Raw genomic sequence first — 15,802 nt, 5'->3', positions numbered from 1 at the left:
CTGATTTCCGTAGGTGAGCGCCCGCCGGACGCGGGCATGGACCAGTGAAGTATACCCGCGCCCGCCTGACCATCAGGTGGCTTCGTGACATCCTGTAGGAATTCCCCGTCCCGTCCGCCTTATAATTCAGGCACTTCCCTGCCTGATTTCCCATGTCCGTCGTCGAATCCCCGCGCCCTGCCCTGGCCCTGCCCCAGATCCAGTCCCTCGCCGCCGGGGACATGGCCGCCATCGACGCCCTGATCCGGCGCCGGCTCGCGTCGGACGTGGTGCTGATCAACCAGATTGCCGACCATATCGTTTCGGCCGGCGGCAAGCGCCTGCGCCCGATGCTGGTGGCGCTGGCGGGCCGGGCCGCCGGCACCGTGGGGCCGCAGCACCACCAGTTGGCCGCGATCGTCGAGTTCATCCACACCTCCACCCTGCTGCATGACGACGTGGTGGACGAGTCCGACCTGCGTCGCGGCCGCAGCACCGCCAACGCGCTGTGGGGCAACGCACCCAGCGTGCTGGTCGGCGACTTCCTGTACTCGCGCAGCTTCCAGCTGATGGTGGAACTGGATCGGATGGACGTGATGCGGATCCTGGCAGATACCACCAACCGCATCGCCGAGGGCGAGGTGCTGCAGTTGCTGCACGTCCACAACCCGGATACCGACGAGGCCGCGTACTTGCGGGTCATCGAACGCAAGACCGCGGTGCTGTTCGCAGCCGGCACCCAACTCGGCGCGCTGGCGTCACAGGTCGACGCCGTGACCCAGCAGCGCCTCCACGACTACGGCATGAACCTGGGCTATGCCTTCCAGATCGCCGACGACGTGCTGGACTACACCGCCGACGCCGCCGATCTGGGCAAGAACCTCGGCGACGATCTTGCCGAAGGCAAGGCGACCCTGCCGCTGATCCATGCCATCCGCCATTCGGACGCCGCGCTGGCCGCACGTCTGCGCGCCATCGTGCAGGAAGGCGACGCCACCGCGATGCCGGAAGTGCTGGCCGCCATCCGCCAGACCGGCGGCCTTGAATACAGCCAGCAACGCGCGCGCGAGTACGCGGACGCCGCCGAACGCTGCCTGGATGGATTGACGGAGAACGAAGCCGTCGCCGCGCTGCGCGGACTGGCCCGCTACGCGGTGGAGCGCACGCACTGATGCCGTTCACGCCCAGTGAGCGGGAGCAATTGCTGGCCACGCACGGCGTGGGCCCGACCGTGATCGCGCGGCTGGAGCAGATCGGGTTCGAGCGCCTGGCCGATCTGGCGCGGGCGTCGGCGGACGACATCAATGCGCAGATCGCCGCCCTGCTCGGCACGACCTGCTGGCGCAACAGCCCGCAGGCGCGCACCGCGATCGCCAATGCGATCGCGGTCGCGCAGGCTCAGTCGCCGAATACTTCCTCGAGGAAGTCGTCCATCATCCGATAGGCACGCTTGGCCGCGCGCGCGTTGTAGACGCAGCCCGGCGGTCGGTTGGCATTTTCCAGCGCGAAGCAATGCACCGCGCCGCTGAAGTTGACGAACTGCCAGTCGGCGCCGGCCTCGTTCATTTCCTTTTCGAACGCCGCGATATGCGGCGCGGTACCGCGATCCTCCGCGCCGTTGAGGACCAGTACCGGCGCCTTCACCGCGCCCGCCCGCGCGGGTGACTGCGTATCCAGGCCACCGTGGAAGCTCACCACGCCAGCCACGTCGGCGCCGCTTCGCGCCAGTTCCAGCACCGAAGAGCCGCCGAAGCAGAATCCGAACGCGGCGATCTTCGACGGTTCCAGCGGCGCCTTGCCCGCCTGTGCCTTCAAAGCGTCCAGCGCCGCGCCCATGCGCGTGCGCATCAACGCCGGATCCGCGTACAGCGGCTTCACCTGCGCCAGCGCCTGGTCCGGATTCTGGGGACGCACTCCCTTGCCGTACATGTCGACCACCAGGACCACGTAGTCATCGCTGGCGATCTGCTTGGCCTTGGCGACCGCGTCATCGGTCACGCCCAGCCAGTCCGGGACCATCAACAGACCGGGCCGCTTTTCCCGGCTGGCATCGTCATACACCAGGAAACCGGAGAAGGTCTGCTTGCCCACCTTCCACTCCACGGGTTTGGCCTGGGGGGCGGCGAACAACGGCGACATCCACAGTGCGGCCAGCAGGGCCACCAACACGGATAACGGGCGCATGGCGTTTCCTCGCGACGGGAGACCGGCGGAGTGTACGCCGGTCCGGGCACTGCGGGCGTCACGGGCGCGCACGCCCGGCGGATCAGGCGATGCCGATGCCGGGAATGGCGGAAATCACCGCCGGATCGAAGCCGGCCAGCTCGGCGAAATGGCGCCCGCGCGCGACGTAATCACGATACGGCCCGTAGCTCGGCGCGCCCGGCGACAGCAGGATCACCCCCGGGGCTGGAAGATGCGTGCGGGCCTGTTCGATCGCTTGCGCAAGATCGGTCGCAGCGAGCAGCACGAACCTGCCCGCGGCCGCCAGGGGCGCCAGCAAGGCATGGATGCGCGGTCCGTTGGCGCCCATGGTGACGATCACCTCGGGCGCCCCTGTCGCCATCCGCTCGGCGAAACCGGCCCAGTCCAGCCCGCGGTCATGTCCGCCGACCAGCAGTGCGATGGGCCGCCCGGCGAAGCACTCCAATGCCGCCAGGCTGGCATGCGGCGTGGTGCTGATCGAATCGTTGACGTAGGTATGGCCCTTCCGCTCGCCCAGCGTCTGCAGTCGATTGGGCAACGGCCGGAAATCACGCGCGGCGGAGGCGACCGCGATGCCGTCGATGCCCACCGCTTCCAGCGCGGTGAGGACCGCGCACAGATTGCTGCGGTTGTGCCGTCCGGGCACCGGAACCGAGGTGGTGTCCATCACCCGTTGTTCGCCGCGATACAGCTCGTCGCCGCGCAAATGCCAACCCCGCGGCGTGTTGAACCAATGGATTTCGCTGTGCGGCAGCGACAACGCCGCGAGCACGGGATCGGCGGCGTTGAGCACGGCCACGCGCGGATGGGCGCGCGTCACCAGCGCCAGCTTGTCCTCGACATAGCGGGCCTGACTGCCATGCCAGTCCAGGTGTTCGGGAAACAGGTTCAGCACCACCGCAACATCCGGGCGCGCGCCGCTGGCGGCCACATCACCGGTCTGGTAGCTCGACAGCTCGATGGCCCAATACTCCGGCGCCGGATGTGGATCGAGTATTTCCAGCAGCGGCAAACCGATGTTGCCGGCCAGCGCGGTGCGGTGGCCGGCGGCGCGCAGCAGGTGCGCCAGCAACGACGTGGTGGTGCTCTTGCCCTTGGTGCCGGTCACGCAGAGGGTGCGCGCCGCGATGCCGTCGGCTCCCGCATGCTCGGCGAACCACAGCGCGGTACCGCCGATGAAGCAGGTTCCATTCTCGGCCGCCGCAAGGGCTTCGGGCTTGTTGGGGCTGATGCCCGGCGACTTCACCACGACCTCGAAGGCGGACAATGCATCCCCGTCGACGGTGGTGACGATGCGCAGGTGCCCGTCGCCGAGCGCGACGGCGTCATCGGCCTCGGTCTGATTGCAGAACAGCGTCAGCGGCAGCGCGGGCAGGCGCGCGCGGATCGCGCCGTGGGCGGCACGGCCTTCGCGGCCCCAGCCCCACAGCGCGACACGGCGTCCCTCAAGCTGCGAAATTCGCACGCAGGCGCTCCCACAGCGCGGCCGGGATGCGGTGCTCGCCACCGACTTCCAGCAACGGCGCGATCGCCAGTTCCGCCGGGTCGAGCTGTGGCCGGATCTCGCGGTTGAAGCGAGCCACCAGCGCGTCCTCGCGCCATTCCGGGCGTTCCCCCAGCGCGGCCATCGCCGCGCGCGACTCCTGGCCTTCGCCGACGCACTCGAACGGCTTGTGATCCTGGTATTCCAGCAATGCGTCGAAGCCACCGATCTGGCCCGGATCGTCGAGCAGGTTACGGCCGAAAATGCCGACCAGGCGTGGTTTTGGCATGAACGGCGCCAGCGCCAGGAACACGAAGTGGCACTTCGGGCAGACACCGCACCAGCGGTTCACCGGCCGCTCGCCGAGGATGTGGAAGTTGCGGTTGCAGCTGGAGAAATGCGCGTCGTAATGATCGGTGCGGGCGAACTGGCGCGCCACAGCCAGTTCCGACAGTGGCCGCAGCAGCGAGTAGTAGTGCAGATCCGCGGCGATGTGCCGTTGCACGTGCTCGCCCAGCAACTGCTCGCAGCGCCACCCCTTGGACCACTGATGGTTCACTTCGCCGGTGCCGGGAATCACGCTGCCATAGCTGGCCGAACGCTCGTTGGAGAACACCACCTGATCGGCGTCCAGCAGGAGCGCCGCCAGCACCATGATCGCCGAGTTGATCGCGGTGACCGGGATATGTCCGTTCCAGGCCCCCTGGCGGTTGTATTCGAACAGTTCCGGCGCCAGCGCGCGGCCCAGGTTGAACGTCGGCAGGCCCGTGCGGGCGGCGCACGCGGCGATCAGCTGCGAACCACCCACCCAGGTGACGGTCTGCGCGACGCCTGCGCCGCGCAGCGCCTCGATGCTCACCAGCGAGTCCTTGCCGCCACCGATGGCGACCAGTGCATGCCGGCGCAGGCCCAGCATCGGCGCGGGCGCATCGGCCGTGGCCTTGCCGACCGGGAAGCGCACCCGGCCGCGCAGATCCAGTCCGTTGCGGTAGGCGAACTCGCCCAGGCCGTTGACATAGATTTCTTCCATCATCGCCGTGGTATCGGCGTCGATGGCGTAGTCGTCGATGCGGATTTCCGGTGGCACCGCCGCCTTGTAGTAGCTCACGCCGGTCAGCAGGTGCAGCAGCCGCAGCGCCTGTTCCGCCGCCTGCGCGCGCGGCGCGTCCAGGGCGAAGGGCGCGCCGGGAAAGGTGACGGTCTCGGTCAGTTCCGGGCCGTCGTCGAAAGCGTAGACCAGGCGCGCGATGCCGGTTTCCGGATCGAGCGTGCAACGGACGAACCGGAAACAGCGGATGGAGGAACGATCGAAATTGCTCATGCGGAACCTGTGGTGACGGCGGCCAACCGGCGCAGATAGCGGCGGCTGACGAAGTATTCGAGGATGAAAGCGGGCACCGCGCCCAGCACGATGGCGAACGCGGTGAACAGCAGAACGGTCAACGGCAGCCAGGACAGGCTGTCTTCCACCGGCGCGGGGCTCGCGGCCCAGAGCTGATCGCTGCGGGAAACGACAGCGACCCAGGCGCCCAGCAGAAGGGGGAAAGCCAGGTAGGACAACAACAGCGTACGCAGGGTCATGCCGCCGGCCGACCAGCGCCGCTGGCGCGCCTGCGCGCGGCGATGCCAGCCAGTCGCTCCCCACGCGCCCAGCAGCGCCGCCAGGAACGCCGCCGGCGCCCATTTGAGCGCCTCCAGCGCACCGGCGGGCCACTGCGAAACGTTCCACTGATGCAGCATCGCCACGAAGGCACCGATGGCCAGGACCAGTGCGATGATCGCGCTGGTCAGTACGAACTCAGCGCGCGGTTTCATCGCCCACGGCCTCGTCGAGCACTTCCTCCGCCGGCAGATCGCGGAGGTTGTAGGTATTGGCCATCGAGTAGCCGTATGCGCCGGCATCGGCGAACACCAGCACGTCGCCTTCGGCGGTCGCCGCCGGCAGGCGCCGGCGCTTGCCGAACACGTCGCTGGATTCGCAGATCGGACCGACCACGTCGAAGCTGTCCTCCAGCGTATCGCCCAGCCGGCTCAGGTTGGCCACGTCATGCCAGGCGTCGTACAGCGCCGGACGGATCAACGCGTTCATGCCCGCGTCCGCACCGACCCGGCGGATGCCCTGCTTCTCCACCACCTGGGTGACATGGGTGAGCAGCGCGCCCGACTCGGCCACCAGGTAGCGACCCGGCTCGATGATCAACTGGTAGGCCGGATAGGCGGCCTTGATCTCGGCCAGGCCGGTCGCCCACGCGTCCAGATCGAAAGGCTCGTCCTCGGCCGCGTAGGGAATCGGCAGGCCACCGCCGATGTCGATGCTCTCGATGGTGCCGATCTGGTCCGCCAGCCCGCCCAGCTCGTCGCTGACCTGCTTCCAGTGCAGCGGCGTCTCCACGCCGCTGCCCAGGTGCGCATGCAGGCCGACGATGCGGATGTCGAGCGCGCGCGCGGTGGCCAGGAACTCCTCCAGGCGCGCCAGCGGCAGGCCGAACTTGGAGGTCTTGCCGCCAGTCTTGACCTTGTCGTGGTGGCCATCGCCGCGGCCCAGGTCGATGCGCACCCACAGCTTGCGGCCACGGAATACCTCGGGCCAGTTCCGCAGCGCTTCCACGTTGTCGAGGGTGACGATGACGCCACGCGACAAGGCGAATTCGTACTCGCCACGCGGCGCGAAGCTGGGGGTGAACAGCACGTTCGCGGGCGCGAGCGACGGCACCGCGTCGAACACGCGTTCCAGTTCGCCCTGCGAGACGCATTCCAGGCCGAAGCCTTCGCCGGCGATCGCGCGCAGCACGGCCGGGTGCGAATTGGCCTTGATCGCGTAGAAGCGGCGATCGATGGCGGCAATCCCGGCCAGCGCGCGGGCGCGCGCCCGCACAGTCGGCAGGTGGTAGACGTAGCGCGGCGTGCCCACCTGCGCGAGCGACAGCAGGCGCTCGCGCTCCCCGGGCCCCTGCCACCACTGCGTGCCGCGACGGCGGATGGCGCCATTGATCTCGCGCCAGCTGGGACCGAACACGCTGGTCTCGTCGGTCGGCATCGCGCCGCTGTCGATCAGCGCGGCATGCAGCACCGGCAGCATGCCGTCGGCGGCGGCCTCGTCGATGACGAAGGTCAGGTTGAGGTCGTTCGACGACTGCGAGATCAGGTGCACGCGCTCGCGGCCGAACATCGCCCATACGTCCGACAGCTTGTGCAGCAGCGAGCGCATGCCGCGGCCGACCAGCGTGATCGCGGTGCACGGCGCGATCACCTTGACCCGGCACACCTCGGCCAGATCCGCCGACAGTGCCGCCAGCACGTCGGTGCTGACCAGGTTCTCGCTGGGATCCAGCGACACGGTGACGTTGGTTTCCGACGAACCGATCAGGTCCACCGACAGGCCGTGCTTCTTGAAGCGGGCGAACACGTCGGCCAGGAAGCCGACCTGCTGCCACATGCCGATGCCTTCCATCGACACCAGCACGATGCCGTTGCGCCGGCTGACCGCCTTGACGCCGGGCACCGTCGCGGCCTTGTCGTCGATGCTGGTGCCCGGCAGATCCGGACGCTCGGTGTCCAGGATCGCCATCGGCACGCCGGCGTTGCGGCACGGCTTGATCGAGCGCGGATGCAGCACCTTGGCGCCGGTGGTGGCGATTTCCTGGGCTTCGTAATAGTCCAGCCGGGTCAGCAGGCGCGCGTCCGGCACTTCGCGCGGATTGGCGCTGAACATGCCGGGCACGTCGGTCCAGATTTCCACCCGGCGCGCGCCCAGCAGGGCGCCGAAGTACGCCGCGGAAGTATCCGAGCCGCCACGGCCCAGGATCGCGGTGCCGCCGTCGCCGTGACGGGCAATGAAGCCCTGGGTCAGCAGCATCGTGCTGTCCTGCGCGGCGAACGCGCGCCGCCAGTCCTGGTCCGGCGCGGTCGCGCAGGACACCGACAGCCGCTGCGCCCACGCGCTCTGGTTGGGCAGGATGCTGGCCTGCAGCCAGTGGCGCGCGTCCATCCAGCCGAAATCCAGACCCTGCGATTTCAGGTAGGCCGCGCCCAGCGTGGACGACAGCAGTTCGCCCTGCGCCAGCACTTCGGCCTGCCAGTCCAGCGTGCGGGTGGCCGCGCGCGGGTCGGTCAACAGATCGCGCAGCGCCGCCAGCCGGGTGCCGAGCACCGCGTCGGCGTCCAATTCCAGTTCGGCGACGAACTCGCGGTGGCGCTGCTCCAGTTTGGCGACACGCTCGGCGCTGTCGGCCGCGCCGTCGGCGATCGCGGTCAGTTCGTTGGTGACGCCCGAGAGCGCCGACACCACCACCAGCACGCGGGCGCCCTGCTCGTCCGCCCGTTTTTTCGCCAATCGACCAATCGTGTCCCAGCGATGACGACGGGACACCGAAGTGCCACCGAACTTGAGGACGATCCAGGGATCAGGCGCGATAGGGGCGGAAGGCATGGATAGAATGGCGGGGAGATGCCCGAAACATTCGGGCGTGAACCCTCGATTCTAGCCGAACGCCCCGCCGGAATTGGCCCGGCCCGGCATCGCCGGACGACAACCCATGCGCCCTCGCCGCTATCTGCAGCTCGACGTCTTCGCCGACCGCCCCGGCGCCGGCAATCCACTGGGCGTGGTGCTGGACGCCGCAGACCTGGATACCGCCTCCATGCAGGCTTTCGCAGCCTGGACCCGGCTCTCGGAAACCATCTTCTTCCTGCCGCCGACCTCGGCCGGGGCCGACTACCGCATCCGCATCTTCACTCCTCGCCAGGAACTGCCCTTCGCCGGACATCCCAGCATCGGCGCGGCCTGGGCGGCGCTGGAGACCGGTCTGGCGCCCGACACCGGCGCGCTGGTGCAGGAATGCGCGGCCGGCCTGCTGCCGGCGCGGGTGGAGGGTCGGGGCGCGGATCGCCTGCTGTGCCTGCGCGCACCCGACGCTAGGCCGCAGCCGGTACCGACGGACGCCCGCGAATTGCTCGCGCGCGTGCTCGCCACGCTGCCACAAGGTTGCCTGCCCGCCGCGCTCTGGAACAACGGCCCCGGCTGGTGGCTGGTGGAACTGGAGGACGCTGCCGCCGTGCGCGCGCTCGTGCCGGATCTGGCCGCCATCGCCGCACTCTCCCGGGCCACCGGCGCGGTCGGGCTGGCCGTGTTCGGCATGGCCGGGGCGGCGACTGACCACGCGCTCGCGGTGCGTGCGTTCTGCCCCGCCGACGATGTTCCGGAAGACCCGGTCACCGGCAGCGCCAACGCGGCCATCGGCGCCGCCCTGCACGCCGTCGGCCGCTTTCCCGGCCAGGGCCGGTATGTCGCCAGCCAGGGGCGCGAACTCGGGCGCGATGGCAGGGTCGTGGTCGAGCGCGACGAAGCCGGCGCGATCTGGATCGGCGGACGCGTCCAGCCGGTCATCGCCGGCAGCGCGACTTGGTAAGCTGCGCGCCCCCACCGAGATTCCCACGATGACCCTTCGCCGCTACGTCCAACTGGACGTCTTTGCCGACCGCCCCGGCGCCGGCAATCCGCTCGCCGTGGTCCTGGATGCCGATGGCCTCGACGACGACGCCATGCAGGCGATCGCCCGCTGGACCCGCCTGCCGGAAACCACGTTCGTGTTCCCCGCGCCCTCGCCGGAAGCCAGCTACGGCCTGCGCATCTTCAGCCCGCGCCGCGAGGTGCCGTTCGCCGGTCATCCCAGCGTCGGCACCGCGCACGTCGTGCTGGAGGCGGGACTGGCCGCGCCACGCGATGGCCTGCTGGTGCAGGAAGGCATCGCCGGCCGTCTGCCGCTGCGGGTGGATGGCGAAGGCGCGGCGCGCAGCATCGCCGTGCGCACGCCGCGTGCCCGCGTGCTGCGCATCGGCGTGCCGGATGCCGACACCGCGCTGTCGGCCGCCCTCTCCGGCCTGCCGACGGGCGACCTGCCGCCGGCCCTGGTCGATGGTGGGCGTCGCTGGTGGCTGGCGGAAATCCGCGACGAACAGGCGCTGCGCGCCGCCGCGCCCGACTGGAACGCCATCGCCGCGCTGGCGAAGGCCACCGACAGCATGGGCGTGTGCGCGTTCGCCCGCGCGGACGCGGGACAGCCTTACGATCTCGTGGTGCGTGCCTTCGTCGGCGCGCCCGCCGTGTTCGAGGACGCCGCCTCCGGCGCCGCCAACGCGACCCTGGCCGCCTGGCTCGCCGAACGTGGCGCGCTGCCCGGCGATCGCGACCGCTACACCGTCAGCCAGGGCCGCGAAGTCGGCCATGACGCCCGCCTGCAGTTGCATATCGATGCCGATGGCGATGTCTGGTCCGGCGGGCACGTGCGCACCGTGGTGAGCGGCACGCTGGACTGGTGAGGTTCCGCGGGCGATGTCGTGGCGCCGGACGCCGACATCGCTGGGACCGAGGCGCCGCGTGCATCGAACGCGGGCCCCGGCGACGCTCAGCGTGTTTCGTAGACCGGCTTGCCGTCCACCCAGGTCGACCGGATGTGCAGATCATCCAGCTGCGCGGCCGGCACGGCCAGCGGGTCCTCGTCCAGGATCACGAAATCGGCGTGCAGGCCGGGCACCAATCGGCCCACGTCCTTTTCATCGCGCCCCGCCCATGCCGCGTCGGCGGTGAACCCGCGCACGGCCTCGGCCGCGCTGAGCCGCTGCTCCGGTTGCCAGCCGCCCGGCGGCTGGCCCTCGCGATCCTGGCGGGTGACCGCCGCGTACAGGCCTAGCCGCGGGTCCACCGATTCCACCGGGAAATCCGAGCCCAGCGCCAGCCGCGCGCCACTGTGCAGGAAACGCTGCCAGGCGTAGGCGCCGAGAATCCGCTGCGGCCCCACGCGGTCCTCCGCCCAGGGCATGTCGGACGTGGCATGGGTGGGCTGCATCGAGGCGATCACGCCCAGTTGGGCGAAACGCGGAATGTCCTCCAGCGCCACGATCTGCGAGTGCTCGATCCGCCAGCGATGATCCGAGCCGGCCTTGTCGCCCAGCACCTTCGCGTAGGTGTCCAGCACGATGCGATTGCCGCGATCACCGATCGCGTGCGTCGCCACCTGCACGCCGCAGCCCAATGCCTTGCGCACCGATGCTTCATAGGTGGCGGGATCGGTGACCAGCAATCCACGGTTGCCGTGATCATCGCTGTAGTCCGCCAGCATGGCCGCGCCGCGGCTGCCCAGCGCGCCGTCGATGTACAGCTTCACCCCGCGCATCTCAAGGCGACCGCCGGGGTGGCGGTAGAGTCCGTTCGCGCACAGATCCGCCAGCGCGTTGCCATCGCCATCGGCGTAGGCGTCCACGCGCAGCGGCAACTTGCCGGCATCGGCGAAGCGCTTGAACAGCGCCAGATCCTCGCGCGACACGCCCATGTCGTGCACACCGGTCAATCCGTGCCGCACCGCCGCCTCGAACGCCTTGGCGGCGGCCTGCTCACGGGTCGCGTCGTCCGCCGGCGGTATCACCTCGTACACCAGCGCCATCGCGCCGTCGACGAACACGCCCGTGGGCTTGCCGCCGGCGCGCTCGATGCGGCCGCCGGCCGGCTGCCAGTCCCCCGCCAGGGGCTTGCCCGATTTCGCCGCCACCGCCCGCAACGCCGCCGAATTCGCCCAGCCGGCGTGACCGTCGACGCGTTCGAGCCAGACCGGTCGATCCGGAAACGCGGCATCCAGATCCGCGGCCGTAGGAAACACTTTTTCCGGCCAATCGTTCTGGTCCCAGCCACCGCCGAGCAGCCATGCCTCCGCAGGCAACTGGGCGGCATAGCCGCGCAGACGCTCCAGGATCTCCTGCTTGCCGCGCGTGCCGGTCAAATCCACGCGCATCAGCGCGAAGCCCAGGCCCATCAGGTGCCCGTGCGCGTCGATGAGTCCGGGAATCACGGTCTTGCCGGCAGCGTCGATGCGCGCGGCCCGCGGATACTTCGCCAGCAACGTGGACGCATCGCCCAATGCGAGCAGCCGTCCGTCCTCATCCCACGCCATCGCCTGCGCCTGTGGCCGCTGCGGATCGGAGGTATGGATCCGATCGGCGGTCAGGACGGTGACCTCGCTCGCCCGCACCGCTCCCGAAACCGCCATCGCGCCCAGCGCCATCGCCAGCAAAGTCCCGCGCATTCCCCGCTCCCGTGTGAATGAACCGGGCGACTATGCGTTCGATGGCCGGTGCATTCAAGCGTCGCAAAACGGAAAGGGGCCCTTTCGGGCCCCTTTACACGGTATCGCTCGCTTACTCCGGTCGTACGTCCACCCGCACCCGGATGCGGTCGCCGGGGTGGTAGCTGGTCCGGGTGTGGTAGGTCCGGTTGGCGTACTCGTAGGTCACGTCATAACCGGTCACGCGGCCGTCGCCGCCGTAGCCGCTGTAACCACCGTTGACCGGCTCCGGATCGCAGACCCGCACGGTGCCACGCCGGACCTGGCGATTGCGCTGCGAATTGTCGTAGATCGAACGTCCCGCCATGCCGCCCACCATCGAGCCCACCGCGGTACCCACGTAGCGACCGCTGCCGTCGCCGATCTTGCTGCCGATCACGGCGCCGGCGATGCCACCGATCACCGTGGCCACCGTCCGCCCGGTGTCGTTGCCACGGTAGCGATCGTCGCCGTAGCGATCACCGTAGCGGTCGTCGCGGTAACTGCCGTCATCGCGATAGTAGTCGTCGGAAACGTACTGATCATCGGCATCGCGGTAATAGCAGCGCTGCGCGGTGCTGACGGTGCGGCCACCGTAGCGATCGCCTTCGATGATGGGATCCACCCGGATCACCCGCGCGTAGTCGTAATCGCCATTGGCGTAGCGATCGCCCCGGTCGCCGTAGCCACCGGAGTAGGACTGCGCGGAAGCGGCGCCGGACGCCAGCAGACCGAAGGCAAGCAGAGAGGTGGACAGGCGGTTCATGTGGAGCTCCCCACGCCGGGATGGCGTGCGCGCATCGTCGAGTCGGACGGGTGAAAACAGACTGAACTCAAACGGCCCCGACCGGGGTGTTTAACCATTCGACAGCTAACCGGGCAACGCGCTGCGCATCCCGTCCCAGCAGCGGCGCCAGATGACCGCCAGCCACCTCCACGAACGCGCCTCCCGTCCGTCCGGCCAGCCCGCGGACCGCATCGGCGGGCACATCCTCGTCCTCCCTCGAGGCGATGAACAAGGCCGGACATCGGGGTGCGTCGACAGCGATGCCGGCCTGGGCCGCGCGCAGCACTGCGCCGGACTCGTCGCGCCACCGGCGCAATGCGTACAGCGCCGACGCGGCGTCGGCTTCCGGCATCGACCGGCGGGTCGAAGCCAGGCGCGCGTCGCTCCGCCAGCGCACCCGCTCCGGCCATTCGCGCGCCGGCAATTGGCGATGCCATGGGGCCGGCGGCAACGGATTCACCACGACCAGCGCATCCGCGCCCTCGGCGGCCTGCAGCGCGAGCAGACCGCCCAGGCTGGCGCCGACCAGCACGCGCGGACGTGGCAGCGCCCGCAGCCATCCGGTCACCTGGCGACGGTAGTCCTCCCATTCCGTCGCCTCGGCACCGGCCGGTGCGTGCCGTAGATCCGGCGCATGCACCGCGACTCCGCGCGCGCGCCAGATCCCGCACCAGCGGTTCCATTCCCAGCCACCGCCACCGGCGCCGTGCAGGAACAACGCGTTCCAATCCCGCGCGCTCCCATCCGGCACGCGCTCCTCAGGCAAGCAGGGTCGCTTCCAGCGAAACCGGCACCGACAGCGCGCGCGAGATCAGGCAACCCGCCTTGGCCTGGTGCGCGATTTCATCGAACTGGGCGGCGGCGATGCCCGGCACCCGGGCCGACACGATCAACTTGATGCCGGTGATCGTCGGACCGGGATCCATGCCCGGCTCCATCGTCGCCTCGGCCCGCGTCTGGATGATGTCCGGAGTGAAGCCGGCCTTTCCGAGCACCGCCGACAGCGCCATGCTGAAACAGCCGGCATGCGCCGCCGCCAGCAGCTCTTCCGGATTGGTGCCCTTCTCGTCGCCGAAGCGGGTCTTGAACGAATAGTTCTGGGCGTCGAACAGACCGCTCTGCGGCGTGCTGATGTTGCCCTTTCCGGCCTGCAGGTCGCCTTTCCACACCGCGTCCGCGTAACGTTTCAAAGCCATGGCTGTCGCTCCTCGTCCAGGGGAACGGCAGCTTACACCCCGGCATGTGTAGCGCCGGTTGCGCGATGCGACTTGACCCCGCCGCCAGCGCGACCGATGCTGGCTCCCCGCCATGACCGCCCGCCGAGCGCACGCTCACGGGTCGCGCCGGCCCGGACAGCCATGACGGCCCTTCGACCCCAACTTCCGGGAGGAACGGCCTCATGTCCTACAGCACACCCCAAATCCGCAACGTGGCCCTGGCAGGCCACCCCGGCGCCGGCAAAACAACGCTCTTCGAAGCCCTGCTGCATGCCGGCGGCACCCTCCAGACGGCAGGCACCATCGAACGCGGCACCACCGTGTCCGATCACGACCCGATCGAAAAGACCCGCGGTCATTCCATCGATACCGCCATCGCCAGCACCGATCATCTGGCCAGCTCCGGCGAGCGTATCCACCTCAATCTCATCGATACGCCCGGCTATCCGGAATTCCGGGGTCAGGCGCTGTCCGCGCTGTCCGCGGTGGAAACCGCGCTGATCGTGGTCGACGCCGACACCGGCGTGGCCCATGGCACCCGCCGGCTGATGGAACGTGCCCGCCAGCGCAACCTGTGCCGGGCCATCGTGGTGAACAAGATCGACCATGACGGCGCCGACTGCGCGCGCGTGCTGGCCGACCTGCGCGAATCCTTCGGTCCGGAAGTGCTGCCGCTGAACCTGCCGGCCGAAGGCGGGCGCCGGGTGGTCGACTGCTTCGGCCAGGCGCAGGGCGAATCCGACCTGGGGCCGGTCGCCGGATGGCACCAGAAAATCATCGACCAGGTGGTGGAGATCAATGAAACCGTCATGGAGCGCTTCCTGGACGTCGGCGAAAACGGCCTGTCCGGCAGCGAGCTGCACGACGCCTTCGAGCAATGCCTGCGCGAAGGCCACCTGGTGCCGGTCTGCTTCGTCTCCGCGCGCACCGGCGCCGGCGTCGCCGAACTGCTGGACGTGGCCGAACGCCTGTTCCCGCATCCGGGCGAAGGCAACCCTCCCCCGTTCCAGCGCACCAATGGCGCCGGCACCGAGGCGGTGCTGGCACGCCCGGATCCGCAGGCCCACGTCATCGCCGACGTGTTCAAGATCGTCAACGACCCCTTCGTCGGCAAGCTGGGCATCTTCCGGGTCTACCAGGGCACGGTGAAGAAGGACGGCGCGCTGTTCGTCGACGACGGCAGGAAGGCGTTCAAGGTCGCGCACCTGTTCAAGCTCAAAGGCAAGGATCACGCCGAGATCGAACAGGCGGTCCCCGGCGACATCGCCGCCATTCCCAAGATCGAGGATCTGCATTTCGACGCCGTGCTGCACGACAGCCACGACGAGGACCACATCCACCTGGCGCCGGTGGATTTCCCCCGGCCGATGTTCGGCCTGGCAATCGAGGCCGCCAGCAAGGGCCAGGAACAGAAGCTGTCCACCGCGCTGCAGAAACTGGCCGAGGAAGATCCGGCCTTCACGGTCGAGCATGCCGCCGAACTCAACGAAACCGTCATCCGCGGCCTGTCCGACCTGCACCTGCGGGTGATGCTGGAACGGCTCAAGGATCGCCACGGCGTCGAGGTGAAGACCCGGCCGCCGCGCATCGCCTACCGCGAGTCCATCCGCAGGCCGGCGATGCAGCGCGGCCGGCACAAGAAGCAGTCGGGCGGTCACGGGCAGTATGGCGACTGCGTGATCGAGATCCGTCCGCTAGCCCGCGGCGAGGGCTTCCGGTTCATCGACCGGATCACCGGAGGGGCGATTCCCAAGCAATATATCCCGGCGGTCGAGATGGGCGTGCGCGATGCCTTGGCGCGGGGACCACTGGGCTTCCCGGTGGTCGACGTGGCGGTGACGCTGACCGATGGCTCGTTCCATTCGGTCGACAGTTCCGAACTCGCCTTCCGGATTGCCGGACGCATGGCGATGTTCGAGGCGCTGGCTGGTGCCGGACCATACCTGCTCGAACCGATCGCGCACGTCACCGTGGACACGCCCGCGGTCCCGATCTCGATGGCGTCCGGTTCCGCGCCGCTGCCGGTCTTCCTGCGCAA

14 protein-coding genes are annotated in these 15,802 nt (G+C 69.3%); 5 read left to right on the top strand and 9 right to left on the bottom strand.

Translation table 11 applies throughout. The features are described 5' to 3' along the window. Positions 1-152 precede the first annotated feature (152 nt). Complete coding sequence (locus ACTHN1_RS03495) at positions 153-1,151, top strand: polyprenyl synthetase family protein (protein ID WP_440469585.1); 999 nt, start codon at positions 153-155, stop codon at positions 1,149-1,151. Continuing rightward, complete coding sequence (locus ACTHN1_RS03490; protein ID WP_440469584.1) at positions 1,151-1,423, top strand: helix-hairpin-helix domain-containing protein; 273 nt, start codon at positions 1,151-1,153, stop codon at positions 1,421-1,423. Before ACTHN1_RS03495 ends, ACTHN1_RS03490 begins: the two co-directional genes overlap by 1 nt. Here ACTHN1_RS03490 and ACTHN1_RS03485 read toward each other — a convergent pair. The 5 genes from ACTHN1_RS03485 to ACTHN1_RS03465 form a co-directional block, all read right to left on the bottom strand. Further along, on the bottom strand, positions 1,378-2,163 hold the full coding sequence (locus tag ACTHN1_RS03485; RefSeq protein WP_440469583.1) for a dienelactone hydrolase family protein: 786 nt from the start codon (positions 2,161-2,163) through the stop codon (positions 1,378-1,380). The genes ACTHN1_RS03490 and ACTHN1_RS03485 overlap by 46 nt on opposite strands. Positions 2,164-2,245: 82 nt before the next feature. After that, positions 2,246-3,649, bottom strand: coding sequence for a UDP-N-acetylmuramoyl-L-alanine--D-glutamate ligase (gene murD / locus ACTHN1_RS03480; protein WP_440469582.1), 1,404 nt, complete (start codon positions 3,647-3,649; stop codon positions 2,246-2,248). Further along, on the bottom strand, positions 3,630-4,988 hold the full coding sequence (gene murL, locus ACTHN1_RS03475) for a UDP-N-acetyl-alpha-D-muramoyl-L-alanyl-L-glutamate epimerase (protein ID WP_440469581.1): 1,359 nt from the start codon (positions 4,986-4,988) through the stop codon (positions 3,630-3,632). Before murL ends, murD begins: the two co-directional genes overlap by 20 nt. After that, on the bottom strand, positions 4,985-5,482 hold the full coding sequence (locus tag ACTHN1_RS03470) for a hypothetical protein (protein WP_440469580.1): 498 nt from the start codon (positions 5,480-5,482) through the stop codon (positions 4,985-4,987). The genes murL and ACTHN1_RS03470 overlap by 4 nt, the downstream gene beginning before the upstream one ends. After that, a complete protein-coding gene (locus ACTHN1_RS03465; RefSeq protein WP_440469579.1) occupies positions 5,466-8,096 on the bottom strand; it encodes a bifunctional aspartate kinase/diaminopimelate decarboxylase in 2,631 nt (876 codons plus the stop codon). The genes ACTHN1_RS03470 and ACTHN1_RS03465 overlap by 17 nt, the downstream gene beginning before the upstream one ends. Before the next feature lie 106 nt (positions 8,097-8,202). Here ACTHN1_RS03465 and ACTHN1_RS03460 point away from each other — a divergent pair, with 106 nt between their 5' ends. Both ACTHN1_RS03460 and ACTHN1_RS03455 read left to right on the top strand, forming a co-directional pair. Beyond that, a complete protein-coding gene (locus ACTHN1_RS03460) occupies positions 8,203-9,075 on the top strand; it encodes a PhzF family phenazine biosynthesis protein (RefSeq protein ID WP_440469578.1) in 873 nt (290 codons plus the stop codon). Between the two features lie 28 nt (positions 9,076-9,103). Beyond that, entirely contained in the window at positions 9,104-9,985 is an 882-nt protein-coding gene (locus ACTHN1_RS03455; RefSeq protein WP_440469577.1) for a PhzF family phenazine biosynthesis protein, read from the top strand. Between the two features lie 86 nt (positions 9,986-10,071). On the opposite strand, the gene ACTHN1_RS03450 is transcribed toward ACTHN1_RS03455, so the two are convergent. The 4 genes from ACTHN1_RS03450 to ACTHN1_RS03435 all read right to left on the bottom strand — a co-directional run bounded on the left by ACTHN1_RS03450 (position 10,072) and on the right by ACTHN1_RS03435 (position 13,743). Then, positions 10,072-11,742 (bottom strand): amidohydrolase, encoded by a 1,671-nt coding sequence (locus ACTHN1_RS03450; RefSeq protein ID WP_440469576.1) that lies wholly within the window; start codon positions 11,740-11,742, stop codon positions 10,072-10,074. 112 nt (positions 11,743-11,854) lie between these two features. Further along, positions 11,855-12,526 (bottom strand): glycine zipper 2TM domain-containing protein, encoded by a 672-nt coding sequence (locus ACTHN1_RS03445; RefSeq protein ID WP_440469575.1) that lies wholly within the window; start codon positions 12,524-12,526, stop codon positions 11,855-11,857. 67 nt (positions 12,527-12,593) lie between these two features. Next, positions 12,594-13,265, bottom strand: a complete 672-nt coding sequence (locus ACTHN1_RS03440; protein WP_440469574.1) for an alpha/beta hydrolase — start codon at positions 13,263-13,265, stop codon at positions 12,594-12,596. A 40-nt stretch (positions 13,266-13,305) separates the two neighbouring features. Continuing rightward, entirely contained in the window at positions 13,306-13,743 is a 438-nt protein-coding gene (locus ACTHN1_RS03435; RefSeq protein ID WP_440469573.1) for an OsmC family protein, read from the bottom strand. Positions 13,744-13,946: 203 nt separating this feature from the next. On the opposite strand from ACTHN1_RS03435, the gene fusA reads away from it, so the two are divergent. Then, a partial coding sequence (gene fusA, locus ACTHN1_RS03430; RefSeq protein WP_440469572.1) for an elongation factor G occupies positions 13,947-15,802 on the top strand: 1,856 nt, incomplete at its 3' end.

The organism is Pseudoxanthomonas sp., assembly GCF_051953815.1.
Taxonomy (GTDB): domain Bacteria; phylum Pseudomonadota; class Gammaproteobacteria; order Xanthomonadales; family Xanthomonadaceae; genus Pseudoxanthomonas_A.
Note: the sequence above shows the minus strand (reverse complement) of the source record. Positions and strands in the feature narration are given on the sequence as shown.

Bases quoted from the DNA above. Each gene is read 5' to 3' on its own strand.
- ACTHN1_RS03465 (WP_440469579.1), bottom strand. From the start codon at position 8,096: ATGCCTTCCGCCCCTATCGCGCCTGATCCCTGGATCGTCCTCAAGTTC.
- murL (WP_440469581.1), bottom strand. From the start codon at position 4,988: ATGAGCAATTTCGATCGTTCCTCCATCCGCTGTTTCCGGTTCGTCCGT.
- ACTHN1_RS03495 (WP_440469585.1), top strand. From the start codon at position 153: ATGTCCGTCGTCGAATCCCCGCGCCCTGCCCTGGCCCTGCCCCAGATC.
- ACTHN1_RS03450 (WP_440469576.1), bottom strand. From the start codon at position 11,742: ATGCGCGGGACTTTGCTGGCGATGGCGCTGGGCGCGATGGCGGTTTCG.
- ACTHN1_RS03435 (WP_440469573.1), bottom strand. From the start codon at position 13,743: ATGGCTTTGAAACGTTACGCGGACGCGGTGTGGAAAGGCGACCTGCAG.
- ACTHN1_RS03485 (WP_440469583.1), bottom strand. From the start codon at position 2,163: ATGCGCCCGTTATCCGTGTTGGTGGCCCTGCTGGCCGCACTGTGGATG.
- ACTHN1_RS03460 (WP_440469578.1), top strand. From the start codon at position 8,203: ATGCGCCCTCGCCGCTATCTGCAGCTCGACGTCTTCGCCGACCGCCCC.
- ACTHN1_RS03470 (WP_440469580.1), bottom strand. From the start codon at position 5,482: ATGAAACCGCGCGCTGAGTTCGTACTGACCAGCGCGATCATCGCACTG.
- ACTHN1_RS03490 (WP_440469584.1), top strand. From the start codon at position 1,151: ATGCCGTTCACGCCCAGTGAGCGGGAGCAATTGCTGGCCACGCACGGC.
- ACTHN1_RS03455 (WP_440469577.1), top strand. From the start codon at position 9,104: ATGACCCTTCGCCGCTACGTCCAACTGGACGTCTTTGCCGACCGCCCC.
- ACTHN1_RS03445 (WP_440469575.1), bottom strand. From the start codon at position 12,526: ATGAACCGCCTGTCCACCTCTCTGCTTGCCTTCGGTCTGCTGGCGTCC.